At 62.8% G+C, this 16,078-nt stretch carries 20 protein-coding genes and 4 pseudogenes; 9 read left to right on the top strand and 15 right to left on the bottom strand.

What is annotated here, in order from left to right; translation table 11 throughout:
- Positions 1-31: 31 nt before the first annotated feature.
- Together SO140_RS34855 and ku are read right to left on the bottom strand one after the other, a co-directional pair.
- Entirely contained in the window at positions 32-229 is a 198-nt protein-coding gene (locus SO140_RS34855) for a hypothetical protein (protein WP_498541849.1), read from the bottom strand.
- A gap of 161 nt (positions 230-390) precedes the next feature.
- Positions 391-1,303, bottom strand: a pseudogene (gene ku, locus SO140_RS34850) (non-homologous end joining protein Ku).
- Between the two features lie 378 nt (positions 1,304-1,681).
- On the opposite strand from ku, the gene SO140_RS34845 reads away from it, so the two are divergent.
- On the top strand, positions 1,682-1,930 hold the full coding sequence (locus SO140_RS34845; RefSeq protein ID WP_474804784.1) for a hypothetical protein: 249 nt from the start codon (positions 1,682-1,684) through the stop codon (positions 1,928-1,930).
- Between the two features lie 14 nt (positions 1,931-1,944).
- Here SO140_RS34845 and SO140_RS34840 read toward each other — a convergent pair whose 3' ends face one another.
- Positions 1,945-2,112 (bottom strand): hypothetical protein, encoded by a 168-nt coding sequence (locus SO140_RS34840; RefSeq protein WP_474804763.1) that lies wholly within the window; start codon positions 2,110-2,112, stop codon positions 1,945-1,947.
- A gap of 159 nt (positions 2,113-2,271) precedes the next feature.
- Between SO140_RS34840 and SO140_RS34835 the strand changes: the two genes are divergently transcribed.
- From SO140_RS34835 to SO140_RS34820, 4 genes and pseudogenes are all read left to right on the top strand, one after another.
- Positions 2,272-2,406, top strand: coding sequence for a hypothetical protein (locus SO140_RS34835; protein ID WP_474804766.1), 135 nt, complete (start codon positions 2,272-2,274; stop codon positions 2,404-2,406).
- A 133-nt stretch (positions 2,407-2,539) separates the two neighbouring features.
- Positions 2,540-2,746, top strand: a complete 207-nt coding sequence (locus SO140_RS34830) for a hypothetical protein (RefSeq protein ID WP_474804769.1) — start codon at positions 2,540-2,542, stop codon at positions 2,744-2,746.
- Positions 2,747-2,898: 152 nt separating this feature from the next.
- A pseudogene (locus tag SO140_RS34825) lies at positions 2,899-4,031 on the top strand (YihY/virulence factor BrkB family protein).
- A 254-nt stretch (positions 4,032-4,285) separates the two neighbouring features.
- Positions 4,286-4,651 (top strand): response regulator, encoded by a 366-nt coding sequence (locus tag SO140_RS34820; protein ID WP_474804772.1) that lies wholly within the window; start codon positions 4,286-4,288, stop codon positions 4,649-4,651.
- A 517-nt stretch (positions 4,652-5,168) separates the two neighbouring features.
- Here SO140_RS34820 and SO140_RS34815 read toward each other — a convergent pair.
- Together SO140_RS34815 and SO140_RS34810 are read right to left on the bottom strand one after the other, a co-directional pair.
- Positions 5,169-5,486: a hypothetical protein gene (locus tag SO140_RS34815; RefSeq protein ID WP_474804777.1), complete on the bottom strand. Its 318-nt coding sequence runs from the start codon at positions 5,484-5,486 to the stop codon at positions 5,169-5,171.
- A gap of 24 nt (positions 5,487-5,510) precedes the next feature.
- Positions 5,511-6,629 carry a DUF1236 domain-containing protein gene (locus SO140_RS34810; protein WP_474804780.1) on the bottom strand — a complete coding sequence of 373 codons (1,119 nt, stop codon included), beginning with the start codon at positions 6,627-6,629 and terminating at the stop codon, positions 5,511-5,513.
- Between the two features lie 218 nt (positions 6,630-6,847).
- Here SO140_RS34810 and SO140_RS34805 point away from each other — a divergent pair, with 218 nt between their 5' ends.
- Positions 6,848-7,075: a hypothetical protein gene (locus SO140_RS34805; RefSeq protein ID WP_038383553.1), complete on the top strand. Its 228-nt coding sequence runs from the start codon at positions 6,848-6,850 to the stop codon at positions 7,073-7,075.
- A 295-nt stretch (positions 7,076-7,370) separates the two neighbouring features.
- Here the strand turns inward: SO140_RS34805 and SO140_RS34800 are convergent, their stop codons facing one another.
- The 4 genes from SO140_RS34800 to SO140_RS34785 form a co-directional block, all read right to left on the bottom strand.
- Entirely contained in the window at positions 7,371-8,411 is a 1,041-nt protein-coding gene (locus tag SO140_RS34800) for a glycosyltransferase family 4 protein (RefSeq protein ID WP_498541469.1), read from the bottom strand.
- 131 nt (positions 8,412-8,542) lie between these two features.
- The gene (locus SO140_RS34795; RefSeq protein WP_474803106.1) at positions 8,543-8,752 is read right to left on the bottom strand and encodes a hypothetical protein; all 210 of its coding nucleotides are present in this window, start codon (positions 8,750-8,752) and stop codon (positions 8,543-8,545) included.
- A 111-nt stretch (positions 8,753-8,863) separates the two neighbouring features.
- Entirely contained in the window at positions 8,864-9,256 is a 393-nt protein-coding gene (locus tag SO140_RS34790) for a hypothetical protein (RefSeq protein ID WP_474803109.1), read from the bottom strand.
- 16 nt (positions 9,257-9,272) lie between these two features.
- Positions 9,273-9,473, bottom strand: a complete 201-nt coding sequence (locus tag SO140_RS34785; protein ID WP_474803112.1) for a hypothetical protein — start codon at positions 9,471-9,473, stop codon at positions 9,273-9,275.
- A gap of 307 nt (positions 9,474-9,780) precedes the next feature.
- On the opposite strand from SO140_RS34785, the gene SO140_RS34780 reads away from it, so the two are divergent.
- Positions 9,781-10,185: a hypothetical protein gene (locus SO140_RS34780; RefSeq protein WP_474803115.1), complete on the top strand. Its 405-nt coding sequence runs from the start codon at positions 9,781-9,783 to the stop codon at positions 10,183-10,185.
- A 77-nt stretch (positions 10,186-10,262) separates the two neighbouring features.
- Here the strand turns inward: SO140_RS34780 and SO140_RS34775 are convergent, their stop codons facing one another.
- The 3 genes from SO140_RS34775 to SO140_RS34765 all read right to left on the bottom strand — a co-directional run bounded on the left by SO140_RS34775 (position 10,263) and on the right by SO140_RS34765 (position 11,653).
- Positions 10,263-10,673, bottom strand: coding sequence for a hypothetical protein (locus SO140_RS34775; RefSeq protein WP_474803118.1), 411 nt, complete (start codon positions 10,671-10,673; stop codon positions 10,263-10,265).
- Positions 10,674-10,768: 95 nt separating this feature from the next.
- The gene (locus SO140_RS34770) at positions 10,769-11,110 is read right to left on the bottom strand and encodes a DUF1236 domain-containing protein (protein WP_474803120.1); all 342 of its coding nucleotides are present in this window, start codon (positions 11,108-11,110) and stop codon (positions 10,769-10,771) included.
- Between the two features lie 180 nt (positions 11,111-11,290).
- Entirely contained in the window at positions 11,291-11,653 is a 363-nt protein-coding gene (locus tag SO140_RS34765) for a PRC-barrel domain-containing protein (protein WP_498541471.1), read from the bottom strand.
- Between the two features lie 315 nt (positions 11,654-11,968).
- Between SO140_RS34765 and SO140_RS34760 the strand changes: the two genes are divergently transcribed.
- The gene (locus tag SO140_RS34760) at positions 11,969-12,664 is read left to right on the top strand and encodes a DNA topoisomerase IB (protein ID WP_474803126.1); all 696 of its coding nucleotides are present in this window, start codon (positions 11,969-11,971) and stop codon (positions 12,662-12,664) included.
- A 167-nt stretch (positions 12,665-12,831) separates the two neighbouring features.
- On the opposite strand, the pseudogene SO140_RS34755 reads toward SO140_RS34760, so the two are convergent.
- Positions 12,832-13,690 (bottom strand): annotated as a pseudogene (locus tag SO140_RS34755) (SDR family oxidoreductase).
- Between the two features lie 473 nt (positions 13,691-14,163).
- Here SO140_RS34755 and SO140_RS34750 point away from each other — a divergent pair.
- Positions 14,164-14,368 (top strand): annotated as a pseudogene (locus SO140_RS34750) (CsbD family protein).
- Between the two features lie 294 nt (positions 14,369-14,662).
- Here the strand turns inward: SO140_RS34750 and SO140_RS34745 are convergent.
- On the bottom strand, positions 14,663-15,199 hold the full coding sequence (locus tag SO140_RS34745; protein ID WP_235543756.1) for an inorganic diphosphatase: 537 nt from the start codon (positions 15,197-15,199) through the stop codon (positions 14,663-14,665).
- A gap of 164 nt (positions 15,200-15,363) precedes the next feature.
- Positions 15,364-15,861 (bottom strand): YciE/YciF ferroxidase family protein, encoded by a 498-nt coding sequence (locus SO140_RS34740; protein ID WP_498543740.1) that lies wholly within the window; start codon positions 15,859-15,861, stop codon positions 15,364-15,366.
- Positions 15,862-16,078 lie beyond the last annotated feature (217 nt).

Raw genomic sequence — 16,078 nt, 5'->3', positions numbered from 1 at the left:
CGACGACAAACCACAGCGCGCGCTCGACGCCTCAGATCTTTGGCTTCTGTTTTGCCGCAGCTTCTCGAGCGATCCGCTCTGCCTTCAGGCGCTCCCGGTTTGCATGGAATGCCTGTTGGTCGCGTTCATACTCGGCGACCGGCGCCTTCGCGCGCGTATCGCGAAACACCTTTCGAGCTTCCCGTTCGGCGGCGGTCGGCGTCCTCCGTTCCGATGTGCGATTGCTCATTGCTCCCTCCTGCGGGCGCAAACGGTCCTTGCGCTATGTTGCGCATTCGGACCGCCAACCTAGGGGGTAGGTTTTCCCCCCGCGGGGCTTTTGGGGGGCCGGGGGCATGGATTCGACGCTTCGCGAACCCTTTCGTTCCAATCCCCTTGTGGTCTCGAAGATTATGCCGACTTCCGATGCGGCCTGGTCGCCGGCTTCTTTGTCGCAGCTTCCTTCGCCGGCTTCTTGCCGGCGATCGGCATCAGCATCTCCTTCTGTTGGGCGGCCGCCTTGCGCGGCTTCTTCGCGGGCTTGGCCGCCTTCTCGGGCGCAGCTTCCCTGCCGACGCTTGCCGCAGCGCCTCCATCAGGTTGACGACGTTGCCTGCGGCGGGCCGCTCCTTCAGTGTGATGGGCTTGCCGGCGCGCTTCTGATTGATGAGCTCGATCAGCGCGGTTTCGTAGTGGTCCTCGAACTTCTCCGGGTCGAAGCGGCCGGCCTTCTGATTCACGATGTGCTTGGCGAGGTCGAGCATGTCCTTGGTGACCTGCACGTCCTGGATGTCATCGAAGTATTCCTGCTCGCTGCGCACCTCATACGGATAGCGCAGCAGGGTGCCGACCAGGCCCTTGTCCATCGGCTCCAAGCCGATGATGTGCTCGCGGCTGGTCAGCACGACGCGCCCGATCCATCTCGCGGATCGTCTCGCGGATCACTGCGAAGGCGTCGTGCCCGACCTTGCCGTCCGGCCTGATGTAGTAGGGGCGGATCAGGTAGCGCGAATCGATGTCGGACTTGTCGACGAACTCGTCGATCTCGATAGTGCGGCGTCGACTCCAGCGCGATCTCCTCGAGCTCTTTCGAGACCTCGATGAACTGGTCCTTCTCGAGCTGGTAGCCCTTGACGATGTCTTCGTTGGCTACCTCGTCCCCGGTGTCGGCGTCGACCTTCAGGTACTTGATGCGGTGGCCGGTCTGCCGATTGAGCTGGTTGAAGGAGACCTTCTCGCTCTCGGACGTGGCTGGATAGAGCGCCACCGGGCAGGTGACGAGCGACAGACGCAGGAAGCCTTTCCAGTTGGCACGGGGGGCCATGTACGCAGAACTCGACGGCTCGGACTCAAGACGAACGAGGACTGCTGGTTCCGACACGCCGGCCGCCCATCCGAAAGTTCATCCAGAGGCGGTCGCTGCGTCATGGAATGCGGGAGAGGGTCGCTTGACTCTTTCAGAACGAAACGGGAACATAATCGCATGAACGCCACCTCCGAGCAGGCTGGGCTGGCCCCCGACGATCTCGACGCCGCCGCCGACCAGGCGATCGCGGCCTGCGGCGGCGACGCGCGGGAAGCGGTGAAGGCGCTCATCGTGGCCAACGACTTTCTCGAGGCCTCGACGGGCTCCGGAGGAAGGTCTCGACCGGCTACGCCCGCGGGCGGCTTCCAGGAGGGCGCGAACAGAGGGGTGACCCAGATGACTGACGTGACCTATTACGTCGCTCTACCGTTCGTTTTCTCCGACGACGGCGTGGCTGCCGGCGAGGCGGTCGAGTGCCTGAGCGCCAACGCCGCGGTGATGAGGGCCGAGGCGCTATCTCGCAAGCCAAGGCACGCCGGCGCCATCGCATTCTCGCGGACGGGCGACCCGGCGAGCGGCGACTTCAGCGACGCCAGGCTGATCCGGAAGTTCGGCGACGTGCCGGACGATCTCAGCGCGCTGTGAGGGCGGAGCTGAAATCATTCCTCGGTCGAGGCGGCGGCGTCCCCCGGAACGAGCAGGCTGAGCGCGGTCTCGATCTGCGCCAGCAGCCGTTCAATTTCCTCGCGTTCGTTCGGGCCCGGATCGCTCTCGAGCTGCTCCAGCAGCCGCTCCCTCCGCGCAAGCAGCTTTGCGACCGTCGACATCGCGTCACTCCCAACTGTCTCGGCACCTACAGGCGAGTTGGTGCGCCCGCGACGAACTTGCCAGTCCTGCTGCTGTCCGAATCGGACTACCAGCATCCAAATTTGTACACCGTTGATCTAGCTCAACGGCCGGTCCTGGTCCCGCCCAACCGTTGGCCCATGACTGAGCCGGACAAACCAAAGCCGGTCGAGGAAGCCAAACCCTCCCGGGTCGAGGAAGCTCGGCGCATCCTCGAGGAGTACGCGGACAGCCTTCGCGAGATCATCAGGAAGCTGCGCCAGAAGCTGCACTAAGGCCGCCTCACATGGTGGCCTCTACGTCCTGATTTGAGCCCCGTCTAAGTTCGTCCGGCTGGATCTGCGCCCGAACCAACGATTGCTCTTTCCGTTGTGCTGCATCGTGACGTCATGTGCGCCAGCGGAATCCATGAGAAGCGACTCGCGCCAGCATCTCGATCCCAGCAACGAAAGGGACCCGGCCTACCTCGAGTCGCTGATCCGCGAGGATTACGCGCGATGCCATCCCAGCGAGACCTTGGACGATCTCAAGCGACGCGCGTCCTTCTCGAGAGAGGACAGAGGCCTGCTGCGGGACTGGATGGCGGTAGCGGCGGCGCGCGCTGCGAAGGCCTAGCCGGCCAGTCGACGCCCCATCCGGAGCTTCCGCTGATCCGCCGTCCGCTGTCGAACGCCCGACGAAGGCTCAGTTATTCCGCTAGAGACCTTTCAAGGAACGTTCCCGCGCATCGCCGGTTGCCCGGCCGAGGCATTGCGGGACGTCGTGGCATGAGCAGCCGCTCTGGCGATCGTAGGGAACGTGGTGGTCTCGGCTCGACGGTCGTCGGCGCGCTGATTCTGCTCGCCGTCGCGTTCGTGGCCCAGCAGGTCGCTTCGGAGGAGGAAGGACACGGCGAGCTGGACAACCCGAAGAACCGGCGCGATGCCTCTCCTGCTGCGGTGGCGCTGGAACAGGAGGATCGCGGTCGGTTCGCCAAGACCCCTTCCGAAATCCCGGCGCGCGGATGGAAGGACATCCTGCTGCGGGTCTACGCGAACATTTCCGAGCACCGCATCCTCGCGCTCGCCGCCGGCATGACCTACTACAGCCTGCTCGCTATCTTTCCCGCCCTAGCGGCTCTCGTCGCGATCTACGGTCTCTTCTCCGATCCCGGGAGCATCGCCAAACACCTCGACCAGGTCTCCGGATTCGTTCCGGGCGGAGCCATCGACGTCGCCAGGGATCAGCTTACGCGCGTCGCTTCGAAGGGGCATCAGACGCTCGGTCTGACCTTCGCCGTCGGGCTTGCGGTCTCGCTCTGGAGCGCGAACGCCGCGATGAAGTCGCTGTTCGATACGCTCAACATCGTCTACGGCGAGAGAGAGAAGCGCGGCATCGTGAAGCTGAACGTGGTTTCCCTGTCCTTCACCGTCGCCGGCATCGCGTTCGTGCTGATCGCTCTGGGCGGCGTGGTCGTCGTGCCGGTGGTCCTGAACTTCATCGGCCTGTCAGACGCCGCCGACCTGTTGATCCGCATCGCCCGCTGGCCCGCGATGTTCATCGCCGTCGGACTGGCGCTCGCGCTGATCTATCGCTTCGGACCGAGCCGCGAAGCGCCGCGCTGGCGCTGGATCACGTGGGGCAGCGCGGCCGCGACCGTCCTTTGGCTCGGCGCCTCCGCGCTGTTCTCCTGGTATGCGCCAGCTTCGGCAAGTTCAACGAGACCTACGGCTCGCTGGGCGCGGTGATCGGCTTCATGACCTGGCTCTGGATCTCCGCGATCGTGATCCTGCTCGGAGCGGAGCTTGACGCCGAGATGGAGCACCAGACGGCACGCGACACGACGACCGGCAGCGAGAAGCCCATGGGCGCGCGGTGGGCCAGGATGGCCGACACGGTCGGGGTCGCTCGCGGCGGATGATCCGCAGCGAGAAGGAGCGTCAAAAGGCAATCCAAGCACCGGCATCCGCGGACTGCGGCGGGAGGGCGACCTGCCGGCGCGCCTCGGCGGCGACGGTGCTCGGCCTGGACCGCACGGCGGAAGAAAGCGTCTGCGTTCGGGCGGCGTCTAAGAACGGCTTCCGGAAATACTCCTTGGGCATGGATCCATCAGGAACGGCGGCGCAATTGAGCCGTTCGACATGCGTTACAACCGCTATCCCAAGTGAGCCGCCAGTGAGCGTACTTCTCGTCGAGGACGACCCCCTTATCCGTGAATTCGTTGTCGAAGCGCTGCGCGATGCGGGCTACCACGTCATCCACGCGAGCAACGGGGAAGAGGCGCTGGACTGGTGCAAGCGCCACGTCGCGGACGTGCTGGTCACCGACGTCCGGCTGCCCGGGAACATCGACGGCTGGCAGATCGCGGAGCGCTGCCGCGAAAGCGATCCGGAACTGCCGGTCATCTATGCGACGGGCTTTTCGCCCGCTACACCACGCCCCGTCCCGGGCAGCCGGATCGTGCAGAAGCCCTTCCATCCGGAGGAGATCGTTCGCATGATCAAGGAGCTCGGCGAGGAAAAGGGAGCGCCGCCGGGTTAGCTGTTCTACTTGTGGCCGAGCCTTAGCGCCATCGCCGTAGCCTAGACCGACGTCGGATCCATCGCTTGGGTGCATCCGCCGCGCGGAATCAACCTTTCGGCAGGCCTAATTCCTCGACGGCCCGACCGCAGATCGCGGCGGGGTCCTTGAGGCCGGTCTGACCGATTTCGATGATCCTCTTGGCAATCAGTTCGGTGAGGGGATCGTTGCGATCCTGTACGCCAATCGCACGGAGGGCCTGTTCGTAAGCTGTCGAAAGCCGCGCGATCTCTTCCGGCCCAAGAGGGAGGCGAGTTTTGAAGTATTCGGTAGATGGCCAATTAGTATCCCCCCCGACACAGCGTAGCACCAGTCCACTGAGGGAGCATTGCGAATTAGGAGCCAATTTTACAGAGTTGCTATGGAGCGTCACTTCGAGGGCTTGAAGGACTGAGGGCCGTTGAAGATGCAATCAGCAGGCCGATGCCATCTGAGCGGAAATGGGCCGCCCCGGAGGACGGCCCATTGGTCGTACGGTTTACCAACGGCCGGTGCCGAAGCTGAAGCCGATGCTCGGGCCTCCGCCGTAATAGCCGTAACCGCGATCGTAGTAGCCGGGCCCACCATAATAGCCGTAGCTCCGGCGGACCACGTAGCCGTCGTCTCCGCCATAGTAGCGTTGGACGTAGCGGGGACCACGGGTCCGGTAGCATCGGCCATACTCGTCGCAAACGAGACGGACCCGCTCGATGCCCGCAGCCTCCGCTGACGCGACGGCCGCAGGCGCAAGGGGAGCAGCAGTCGCAGAGGCCGCCATCACGGTCGCCGCAATCGCTCCTAGCACGATGGTCTTCATGGATGTTCTCCTTCCGCTGCGAGATCAGTCGATCTCTTCTATGACGCGACGTTCGTGGGGTTCGACGATATAGGTACGGCTGTCCCGGTTGATGTACCGGTACTCGCGAAGCGTCGGAGCATCCCGATAGACCTCTTCGGGGAATGCCTCGATCTCCACGCCCTCCGGCACCCGCTCGCCGGTCCGGATCTCCGTGCGGACCGTGCTGCCGGTCGTGCGGCGCTCGCGCTCGACGGGGCGGGCCTTGGCATGCTTGCGGATCACCTCGCGATCACGATCGCTGAACGTCATCTTGCGCTGTTCGGTGCTCGCGGGCGCCGACGCGGTCGAGCGGCCGGAGTACGGCAGAACGGCGACGATCTTGTAGCTTGAAGGTTCCACGATCACGATCTCGTCCTTCACCAGCACGAAGTTGTAGCCGCGATACTGCGGCACGATCTCCACGACATCGGCCGGCAGCGGCTGCAGGCGGACGTCGCGCGGCACGACCGTGCCCACCGACAAGGAGAAGTTCACGTTGGTGAGCGGCTGCACGTTCAGGTGCGAAATGGACGTGCTGATGCGAGTCCGCTGCTGATCGTTGATGTTCACCGACGCATTCACGTTGGTGTTCGACGAACGATCGGCCGTGTTCTGCTGATTGTTCGGCTGCTGGGCCGTGTTGGTCGAACCGCTCCCTGTCGGCGACTGGGCCTGGTTGGTGCTTGAAGCAGGCGGGTTGGCGCTTTGCGTCTGGGTATTCATGTTCGAAGGAGAAGTTGTCTGCGCCTGGCCTGAAGGCGTGGTGGTCTGGTTGGATGGTTGAGTGGTCTGCGCCTGGTTGGTCGAATTGTTCGAGGATGGCGCCTGCGTGGTGTTGGTGCCCGTACCGGAATTGGACGGCTGGCCTGCGGCGGTCTGACCGGTCGACGGCGGAGTTTGCGTCTGGGCCGAGTTCGTCGACGGATTGGCGTTTTGCGCGGATCCCGACGACGAGCTGGACGGTGTCGAAGTCGAAGAAGGCGCCGTCGTCGTCTGATTGGAATCCTGCTGTCGCTGCGTAGCAGGCGGATTGGTGTTGGACGTGCTCGGAGAAGACTGCGCGAAAGCTGAAGTCGCGATCGCGACTGCTGCAGTCGTGGCCAAGAATAAACGCTTGTTCATCTGAACCTCCTAAATGCGGACGTCGATCAAACCCCCGATGCACCGCGCAGTTCCTTTCCGGGAAATGTCGGCAACGCAGACGGCAACATTTCTTACGGCAGGCGTAGAATTACTGTGTCGCGAAATGGGACGTGCCGGCCTGAGGCGGGAACAACCGGAACTTCGGTCCCGTCTGCTCGTTGGCCGTGACTACTTTCGAATTGTATGAGGAGGACAACATGAAGAAGCTGATCGTGTGCGGCGCTCTCGCCGCTTTCGCCCTCGGCACCCAGGCTGCCAGCGCCGCTGAGTTCTACATCGTCCGCGACGCGACCACCAAGAAGTGCACCGTCGTCGACACCAAGCCGACGACGACCACCACGACGGTCGTCGGCGACGGCGTCTACAAGACCAAGACGGAAGCCGAGTCCGCCGTGAAGACCACCAAGGTCTGCACCGAACAGTAACGGCCATCGCAGGGCCAAACCGGCCTCGCGAAGACGTTCTGACAGCAATTGGAGGAGAAAATGCCTGTACTGATTTTATGGGCCGTTCCCGCCGTCCTCGTTGTTGGCGGCGTCGGCTATTGGATAGTTCACATGCACTGAGCGATTAGACGCTCGCACGAACGGCTCGTCCGGCATTCGGACGGGCCGTTTTGTTTTCGGCCTTCACGGACGTCCAAACATACAGAATCCGCAAATGTTCCGGGGAGCGAACGGAGACTCCGTTCTCGAATCCTTCGCACCCGCTAACTTTGTCTCACGCCTGGAGCGTTCTGTGAGCGACCAGCTCGCGGTATCGGCGTTCGTACTCCTTCGCCATCCGGCTCGCGGCGAAGCGCTCCTCGAACCGGGCACGGACCACTCTTCTGTCCAGCCGCCTCAGTTCGTTCACCGCCCTGATAGCCTGCTCCTCGTTATCCACGATAAAGCCGGTAACGCCGTCTTCCACCACTTCGGGCACCGAACCCGCTCGGTAAGCAATCACAGGTGTCCCGCACGCCATCGCTTCGATCATGACGAGCCCGAACGGTTCGGGCCACCCGATCGGAAACAGCAACGCGTCGGCCCCGGCGAGGAATGACTGTTTCCTGATTTCGTCCACCTCGCCGACAAGTTGGATCTCCCCGCCATCGATGTTCGGTTCGAGTTTCTTCTTGAAGTAGGCCGTCTCCGCGCGAGGTATCTTGGCCGCTATCCGTAGCGGCATCCGCGAGGCGCGGGCGATGCGTATGGCGGCTTCCGGTCCCTTGTCCGCCGTCAGCCGCCCGAGAAAGGCCAGGTACGAACCACGCTGGTAGGACGGCTTAAACAGACCATTGGGCAGCCCGTGCTGGATCGTCGCGATCCAGTCCGCGTCCGGGAGCGGTCCACGCTGGTTGTCGGAAATCGAGACGAAGGCCGCGTTCGGAAAAGCCCCGATCACGTCGGACAGACCGGGAAGGTCGAGCCGGCCGTGCATCGTCGTCAGAAACGGCACGTCGGTCCGGCTCAGCACCGGAAGGGGCAGCCAGTCGACGTGGGAATGGATCACATCGAAGTCGCCCGACCGCTTGGCGATGGCCTCGATCAGCAGCGCGCATGCGGCGTTCGGATCCGCAGCCCTCCGGCCCAGGCGCAGCGCGCGCGGCCAGACAGGGTGGAGCTTTCCCTTCGTCTTCGAATCCCCGCTCGCGAACAGAGTGACGTCGTGTCCGAGCTCGACAAGTTCGTCGACAAGCCAGGCGATCACGCGCTCCGTGCCGCCATAAAGCTTCGGCGGAACGCTCTCGGCCAACGGAGCAAGCTGGGCGATCCGCATCGGCTAGGCCCCGATCACGAACCGCAGGGCGATCACGATAACCGCGGAAATGAGGTATGAAATCGCGAGCAGCGTCCAACTTGGCCTTGTGCTCTCGCGAACCACGCTTGCGACGAGCATCTTCATGCCCGTCAACATTCGTCTTCGGGAAGCCGGTGCAGGTAGGCTATCCCGAAGCTGGCGAGTTCTTCGGCATCGCTCTCTCGCTCTTCCCGTCTCCTGTGCAGATAGCGCTCGAGCAGGCAGCGACGGCTGTCCTGAACGTCCACGTCAGGATGCGCCGCCAGGTACACGGTCCAGGCCGTCTCGGCCGCCTTTCTCACCGTGACTTCATCGACCATCCTCATGCTCCAAGCGACCGCATCCAGTCGCTGCCAACTCGGCGCGATGGCGAAAGTTTCCAGTTTTCCCCGAGGCTTCGACCTTTGGCGGAGAAGCGCTCGGCAGATCTATCAGGAAGCTTTCGCCCGCACGCGGTCGCGGGCGACTCGGCGGCGTTGCCGGCGTTCGGCTCGACCAAGCCGTGCCGAGTCGTGTAGACGAGGCGCCGGCAGTTCGGCTGCGGGTAGTTCTCTTGCCGGCTCCGGCTCGCCAGGCCGGGCTTCCATGAACTCCAACAGTCCGCGGCCCTTCTCGGTAATGCGCCAACCCCCGTTCAGGCGCTCGACCAGTCCTTGCGAGAAGATGTCCAAATCCGGCACGCGCGCGGCTAGGCGCTTGGTCCGTTCGGCCCAGTCTCGTCCACTCGTCGCAAGAATCGCCATGTCACGCTTGAGGTCCGACATGACGGCGAATCCGTCGGGATAGCTCACCAGGATCTTGAGCACGGTGACCTGGAAGTTCACGCCCCGCTCCCTACCCCTACCGCCACATCGTCGGCGCGTCGTGAAGAGCTTCGCGGCCGACCTCCTTCAGCCTCTCGGGCGAGGTGTCGCCATTCGTCGCTGCTTCCAAAATCCTTGAAGCCACGTGGGCGCGTGCGCCGGTCCCATAGCGCGAAACGTCTTCGCAGACCTCGTCGAGGACGGCGCGCAAAAGCGCGGTCGTTGCCGGATCGAACATGGGAAACCCCAAAGGAAGAATGATCGTAGCGCAATCGTACGGGCGCCGAATTCAACAGTGTTAAGCACCCCAATATCCCGCCAAGTCTACACTTGAAGTCGGGTTCGGCAAGCTCGGAAAAGTCGCCGCACCGCACGCGGATTGAGTCCGTCTTCGATCGAAATGTTTGTGCTCCAGCTCGGACTTTCGAGTGACCGCCGCCCCGCGCCGAGCACCCCATCGCCTCTTGGCACCGGGGCAACTAGCAACCATTGCCTGTTTTTCCCGTTGTCCGGCCGTGCAAGAAAACGTGGAAAGGGGTGACCCGATGAAGAAGATTGCAATGATTACGGCGACGATCGGCGCTCTTGGTCTCGGCTCGATCGCAGCGCCGTCGCCAGCCGAAGCTCATTGGCGAGGCGGCTGGGGACCCGGCATCGCCGGCGGCCTGATCGCGGGCGCGGTGATCGGCGGGCTTGCCTCCTCGGCATATGCCTGGGGGCCGGGCTACGGCTACTACGACTACGGTCCGGGCTATTACGGCGCCGGGTATTATGGCGGACCCTACGCCTACGATGCTCCCTACCGATGGGGCGGCGGCTACGCCACGACCTACTACACGGCACCGCTGTCCTATGGTTATCGGTACCGTCGCGTTGTCCGGCCCGCCTACGCCTATTACGGCGGCGCCTATCCGGTCGTGCGGCACCGCTGGCACCATCACCACTGGTGAGACGTGCTTCCCTCGAGGCCCCGTGAGGCCGCGCTCCGAACGGGCGCGGCCTTCTCGTTGCGGGAAGCAGGATATGGTCACCACCATCCGGCCGTGAAGAAGTCGTGCCGGTCGAGCGCCAGCCTGGCTTGGGCTGGCTTTCTCGCGGATTTCGCCCACCGCTTCGCCTGCAGACGAGATCCCGCGCGCTTGCGCTCAGGCAGCTCTTTCTTGGCGTCGGCAGGTGCTGCAGGCATCGAGGCCATCGCCTCTCGCGCCGATTGCTGCCCTTCCTCGGGCATCGGATGAGCCTGTGCCATCTTCGGAACATCGGCGCGCGGCCGCGTGTCGAAGACGATCTTCTCCGGAAGGCTCCTCGCCGACCGGATCCTGATAGTCGTCCTGTCCGGATCAGTCGTGTCGGTACGCTCGATCGGCGCCGGCAGATAGCGGAAGAGCAGCGCCAGCAGCAACCCGCCCACGAACACGATGTATCTGACGATCGGCATGACCACACTCGCAGCTCAAGGATTTGCTTCTCGGCGGGTGCCTAACGTCGGCTTGCGGTGGGTCGCCCCACCCCCCTCGACCCGCCGCGGTGGATTTAGTCCACCTCTTGGACCACGGTGCGCGTCGATGGATCGACCAGCATCACGCGTTCGCCGGAGTAGACGTAGCGGTATTTGGTGAGCGACGGACCCCAGTCGGCGGGCACCGCCTCGAGCTCGACGTCGCGCGGCGCGGGCTGACCCACGACGATTCTCTCGCGAGTGTCGACCGGGCGGATCTTGTGCTCGGTGACGTAGGTGCGGATCTTCGTGCGGTATTCCGGCTCGATCTGCACGGCGGCATGGCCGGTGCCTGTGGTGGTGACCACCGTCGACTGAGCCATCGCGCCCGTCGAGATGAACGAGGCGGCCGCGGACATCAGCAGCAGCTTCTTCATAAGTCTCTCCTGTCCGCTGAATGCGGCGCTGCGTGAACCGCCGAGTGATGGCAATCGTTCCGGGAGCGCAGCAGGAGAGCTTCCTCTTGTCCCATTCGTTCGATGCGTTCCGACTGCTTGAGACGAGCCGGAGCGAAAGCACTTCCGTGGGGTGCGAAGCGACCGGAATGCCTCGGCTCGTCAGGCGACGGGCACGCCATAATATGCATTCACGGAGCGCGTGGTCGCGGGGTCACTCCAATTCCAAGTGCTCTCGTCGGCGTATTTGGGGGCGCCGCGGAGCTGGTCCTGGGTGATGCCGGTGACGTAGCCGCCGAGGTTGGTATCGTATTTCAGGGCCTGCCAAGGTAGCGGATAGTGATCGTCGCCGATGCCGAGCAGACCGCCGAAGCTGAGCACTGCGTACGACACCTTGCCGCTGACCTTGTCGATCATCACGCGCTCGATGTAGCCGACCTTTTCTCCGTCGGATCCGTACACGTTCGTGCCCTCGACCTTATCGCTTCCAATGAGACTGAAAGTCTCCCGATCTTCCATGGCCATATCGACCTCCTGGAGTTTGCTGTTTCGCGGTCAACGGCTGCAACATCGCATCCGTTCCTAAAGCAGCCACCGGGTGTGCCCGGGGCGGTCCATGCGGCTTTCGAGCTTCCGACGAGCGGGCGCCGGCGCTCGCGCTACTGCTCGAGACCGCCCACAAGCCGATGTTGCGGGTCTGGGCGGAGCAGACCGCATTTGAGCTCAAAGACTCCTTGAAGCGCCGGGGGTTACCGCTGGAGGCCGTGGTTTCGAAGGTCCGGGACAGCGCCTACGCCAGCGGACGCGGCACCAACTGGGTGAGACCGGGTCGCCGCCGACATGAAGCTTGACGGACTCCCTCGCGAGAAGGTGTTGGCCACGATCGTCAGCCTGCTGGAGAAGACGCTCATCCGGGTCGGCAACGCCGAGTACGCCGAGAAGAACAAGTCCTACGGGCTCACCACCATCCGCCGCAAGCACGTTGCGATCGAGCGGGGCGTCCTGCGGTTCGAGTTCACGGGCAAGTCGGGAAAGCAGTGGAAACTGCGGGTTGAGGACAAGCGCATCGCCTCGATCGTCAAGCGCTGCGCCGACATCCCGGGGCACGAGCTCTTCAAATACCTCGACGACGTGGGAGGGCCGCGCACCGTGGATTCGGGCGACGTCAACGCCTACATCAAGAACATCACCGGCGAGGACTTCAGCGCCAAAGATTTCCGGACCTGGGCAGGAACAGTGCTGGCGGCACTGGCGCTCTCGGAATTCAAGAAGTACGACAGCCAGGCGGAGGCCAAGCGGAACGTCGTCGCCGCAATCGAGAGAGTTGCCAAGCAACTGGGCAACACGCCGGCCATCTGCCGCAAGTGCTATGTGCACCCCGAGGTCCTGAACGCCTACATGTCGGGTGACCTCGTCAAGATGGCCGAAGCAAGGATCGCGCAGAAGTTCAAGCGCCAGTACGCCAAGCTTACGCCCGACGAGGTCATGGTGCTGGCGTTTCTCCGCAAGCGTCTCGACTCCCTGAAGGCCGCCTGAGCCCCGCGTACCAATCGGCATAGGGCGCTTGACCGCGTGCGCATTCATCAGTTGCTTGCCCAGCCGCGACTGTTCGTGGGGAGCAGGTCCCGGATTGCTCATCGGAAGTTTTCAGCGGACGACAAAGTAACGCCCGTTCGGCGTCATGGGACGCTTCAGGCCCGCCATCAGATGAAGGGTTTTCCCCCGGTCACAGCGATCGTCGTTCCGGAGGTGTGTAGCTCGAGAGCGGATCGGCGAGCATCACGTAGGCGGTCGCGAGCTCCGCCGGCTGCCCGGCGCGCTTCATCGGAACCTGCTTGCCGAAGTTCTTCACCGCCGCCTCCGGCATCGTCGAGGGAATGAGCGGCGTCCAGATTGGGCCGGGCGCGACCGCATTCACGCGGACGCCCTTCTCCGCCAGCATCTGCGCCAGGCCGCCGGTAAAGTTCTGGATGGCGCCCTTGGTCGTGGCGTAGGCCAGCAGCGTGGGATTCGGCATGTCCGAGTTTACGGAGGCCGTGTTGATGATGGTGCCACCGGCCCGCATGTGCGGCACGGTGGCTTTCGCAAGGAAGAACATGGCATGGATGTTCACGTCGAACGTCATACGCCATTCCTCGTCGCTGATGTCGGCGAGATCCTTGAAGCTCGCCTGATGCGCAGCATTGTTGACGAGGATGTCGACGCCGCCCAGCTCCCGGACCGCCCGATCGACGACCTTCCTGCAGTGGTCCGCGGACCGCAGGTCGCCCGCGACCAGAACGATCCTGCGCCCCTCCGCTTCGACGAGGGCCGCCACTTCCTTGGCGTCTTCATGCTCTTCGAGGTAGGCGATCAGGATGTCAGCGCCCTCGCGAGCGAAGGCGATGGCGACGGCTCTTCCAATTCCGCTGTCACCGCCCGTGATGATGGCCCGCTTGCCCCGCAGACGGCCCGAGCCCCTGTAGCTGTTCTCGCCGTGATCCGGGCGCGGATCCATCTTCGCGGTCGAACCGGGCATCGGTTGGCTCTGCTGGGGTACGGCGGCTTAGGATAGTCAGGCATTGTCAGGACGGTCTCCACTAGTCGAGAACCGACAACCTGCTGGCAATGCCCAAGGTTCCTGAGCAGTTGCCCGACCGTCCCCGCCGATCGCCGCCCGCGAAGCGCTTGCGCACAGTAGAGACAGCGCGCGTTCGGCCTTGTATTTCGCTCCCGCGCTGTTTCCGTCGCAACAATCGAGGGTCGCCCGATCTGCATACGTCGCTCGCGACGTTGACCCAGTGGCGCTTGCGCTTTGCTCACATTGGCGCTCGCCCGATCTTTATAGACGATCCTGATCCAGATCAGTATCGGATGCCAAGGCGCCTCCGGATAGATTTTACCTGCTTCGCGTCCGCAAGGTGGAGCACGTCACGAGCGCGGGCTTTGACGAAGGGCGCCGTTTCGGCCCGCGCACGTGCTCCCTTAGCGGCGCAACCGGTCGAACAAGCTTGGAGATGGCGCGTTGAATGTCCTCTGAAGAGGAGGAGGACGACATGGATTGGAACCGCGTCGAAGGAAACTGGAAGCAGGTAAAGGGCAAAGTGAAAGAGCAGTGGGGCAAGCTCACCGACGATGACTTAGATGCCATCGATGGAAAAACAAGAGCAGTTGGAAGGAAGACTCCAGCAGCGTTACGGCTACCAGAAGGACCAAGCCAGAAAAGAACTCAACGATTGGTTTGGTCGCCAGAAATGGTAGACCCCTGGAAGCCCGCGGCAACCGTGGGCTTCCTTTTTGCGTGGTGCACTAAGTCTACCCGCCGACCTCCGGGCGCGCGTCACTGCCATCAAGGGAGCGACGAACTCCTTCCCGAATTGGCGCGGCCGAAACAAGCTCGATCAGGCAACTTGAGTAAAGCCGAGAGTGAATTGCGCGCCGAGGTCCAGAGCCACAAGCCCGAGGAGGCTGCCGCTCTTGCGCACTTGCGCGGGCGACTTGCAAAAGAAGCTCAGGGCCAGGCATCCAAAGGCAGCGCGCCAACGCCGCCTGAACTTATTTGCCGTCCTTCGCGAAAGATTTCGCGGCATCCTTGATGGCCTGTACCGCGATCTTCGGCCCCTTCCAACCGATGATCTTGAGCTTCTTGTCCTCCAGCTCGTCAGTCGCCATGAAGAACTTCTCGAGTTCGTCCCGGATTGGCTTTGTCAGATCATCAACCTCATGCAAAGCCTGCTCCGAGTGTGAGTTTCGCGGCACAGCAAACAGACGATCGTTGCGCTCGGATTTTTTTTTGCTCTTCTGTTCGATCTGAAGGACGCCAATAATGCGGCAGGTAACGACAAGTCCTGGAAAGGTCGCGGCGTCATGGATCACCATGATGTCGAGTGGGTCACCGTCGTCTGCTTTGGTAGACGGCACGAAGCCCCAGTCATGGGGATAGCTTAGCCCCGTCAGCAATGACTTGCTGAGGCCGAAGCTTTCAAGCTTAGGGTCATAGGCAAATTTGGCACGGCTTCCGCGGGGCGTTTCCACAACGACATGGACATCCCCGTCTTCCGTAAAGGGCGGAAGGTTGAAGAAATTTGGCATGGCGCACGGTCTCTTTTAAGCAAAGTACCAAGAAAGAGATGACTGGTTAAGCAAAGTACCAAGAAAGAGATGACTGGCCAGTTCCAAGCATTTTCACGCGGACAACCCGTGCGCGCCGTCTTGCGGCGCGCACGGGCGAAACCAGCGGTCTCGGGCGTTGGATTTTAGGCCGCTTGTGCGTGCTGGTTGACCTCGCTCTCGGCGAGCTTAGTCAGAGCCTCGTCGGTCTTCTTTTCCTCGGAGAGTGTTGCCTCCAGCAGCTTCACGGACTGTTTGAGGCCAAGCTCTGCTGCCCATGTCTTCAACGTGCCGTAACGGGCGATCTCGTAATGCTCGACGGCCTGCGCTGCGGCAAGGAGGCCGGCGTCTAGCGCGGGCGCTCCCTTGAGCTCCTTCATGACCTCCTGACCTTCGTCGATAATGCCCAGGATGGCGTCACAGGTCTTGCCCCGCGGCGTCTCGTCGATCTCCTCGAAAACTTTCTCGAGCCGGGCCACGTGCTCTTCAGTCTCGGTCTCGTGCTTCTGGAAGGCGGCTTTGAGATCCTCGGACTGGGCCGCTTTCGCCAGTTTTGGCAAGGCGGACAGGATCTTCTTTTCTGCGAAGTAGATGTCTTTCAGCGTGTCGTGAAATAGCTCTTGCAGACTGTTCTCGCTTGGCATTCGAATCCCTCCCTCTTGAGTAGTTACTCGGGAAACTGCAAGACAAAATGTTGGTTCCTATCATGGGCGCTCTGCCAAACATGTGGCGATTTGCGGAGCCGGAGGCTGGCCTGCGGTGGCGAGGCGGCGCCTCGGTCGGGCCATGAAATCTACCGGCGCCCCCACTGCCCAAAGGGGAATAGAACCTCGTCAGCGACTTTAAGGTGTCGCTTGAGGT

Source organism: Bradyrhizobium sp. UFLA05-108 (assembly GCF_059803455.1).
Note: the sequence above shows the minus strand (reverse complement) of the source record. Positions and strands in the feature narration are given on the sequence as shown.

What these genes read in the sequence shown, in the direction of transcription:
- SO140_RS34855 (WP_498541849.1), bottom strand. Translation starts at nt 229, where the DNA reads ATGAGCAATCGCACATCGGAACGGAGGACGCCGACCGCCGCCGAACGG.
- SO140_RS34845 (WP_474804784.1), top strand. Translation starts at nt 1,682, where the DNA reads ATGACTGACGTGACCTATTACGTCGCTCTACCGTTCGTTTTCTCCGAC.
- SO140_RS34840 (WP_474804763.1), bottom strand. Translation starts at nt 2,112, where the DNA reads ATGTCGACGGTCGCAAAGCTGCTTGCGCGGAGGGAGCGGCTGCTGGAG.
- SO140_RS34835 (WP_474804766.1), top strand. Translation starts at nt 2,272, where the DNA reads ATGACTGAGCCGGACAAACCAAAGCCGGTCGAGGAAGCCAAACCCTCC.
- SO140_RS34830 (WP_474804769.1), top strand. Translation starts at nt 2,540, where the DNA reads ATGAGAAGCGACTCGCGCCAGCATCTCGATCCCAGCAACGAAAGGGAC.
- SO140_RS34815 (WP_474804777.1), bottom strand. Translation starts at nt 5,486, where the DNA reads ATGAAGACCATCGTGCTAGGAGCGATTGCGGCGACCGTGATGGCGGCC.
- SO140_RS34810 (WP_474804780.1), bottom strand. Translation starts at nt 6,629, where the DNA reads ATGAACAAGCGTTTATTCTTGGCCACGACTGCAGCAGTCGCGATCGCG.
- SO140_RS34805 (WP_038383553.1), top strand. Translation starts at nt 6,848, where the DNA reads ATGAAGAAGCTGATCGTGTGCGGCGCTCTCGCCGCTTTCGCCCTCGGC.
- SO140_RS34800 (WP_498541469.1), bottom strand. Translation starts at nt 8,411, where the DNA reads ATGCGGATCGCCCAGCTTGCTCCGTTGGCCGAGAGCGTTCCGCCGAAG.
- SO140_RS34795 (WP_474803106.1), bottom strand. Translation starts at nt 8,752, where the DNA reads ATGGTCGATGAAGTCACGGTGAGAAAGGCGGCCGAGACGGCCTGGACC.
- SO140_RS34785 (WP_474803112.1), bottom strand. Translation starts at nt 9,473, where the DNA reads ATGTTCGATCCGGCAACGACCGCGCTTTTGCGCGCCGTCCTCGACGAG.
- SO140_RS34780 (WP_474803115.1), top strand. Translation starts at nt 9,781, where the DNA reads ATGAAGAAGATTGCAATGATTACGGCGACGATCGGCGCTCTTGGTCTC.
- SO140_RS34775 (WP_474803118.1), bottom strand. Translation starts at nt 10,673, where the DNA reads ATGCCGATCGTCAGATACATCGTGTTCGTGGGCGGGTTGCTGCTGGCG.
- SO140_RS34770 (WP_474803120.1), bottom strand. Translation starts at nt 11,110, where the DNA reads ATGAAGAAGCTGCTGCTGATGTCCGCGGCCGCCTCGTTCATCTCGACG.
- SO140_RS34765 (WP_498541471.1), bottom strand. Translation starts at nt 11,653, where the DNA reads ATGGCCATGGAAGATCGGGAGACTTTCAGTCTCATTGGAAGCGATAAG.
- SO140_RS34760 (WP_474803126.1), top strand. Translation starts at nt 11,969, where the DNA reads ATGAAGCTTGACGGACTCCCTCGCGAGAAGGTGTTGGCCACGATCGTC.
- SO140_RS34745 (WP_235543756.1), bottom strand. Translation starts at nt 15,199, where the DNA reads ATGCCAAATTTCTTCAACCTTCCGCCCTTTACGGAAGACGGGGATGTC.
- SO140_RS34740 (WP_498543740.1), bottom strand. Translation starts at nt 15,861, where the DNA reads ATGCCAAGCGAGAACAGTCTGCAAGAGCTATTTCACGACACGCTGAAA.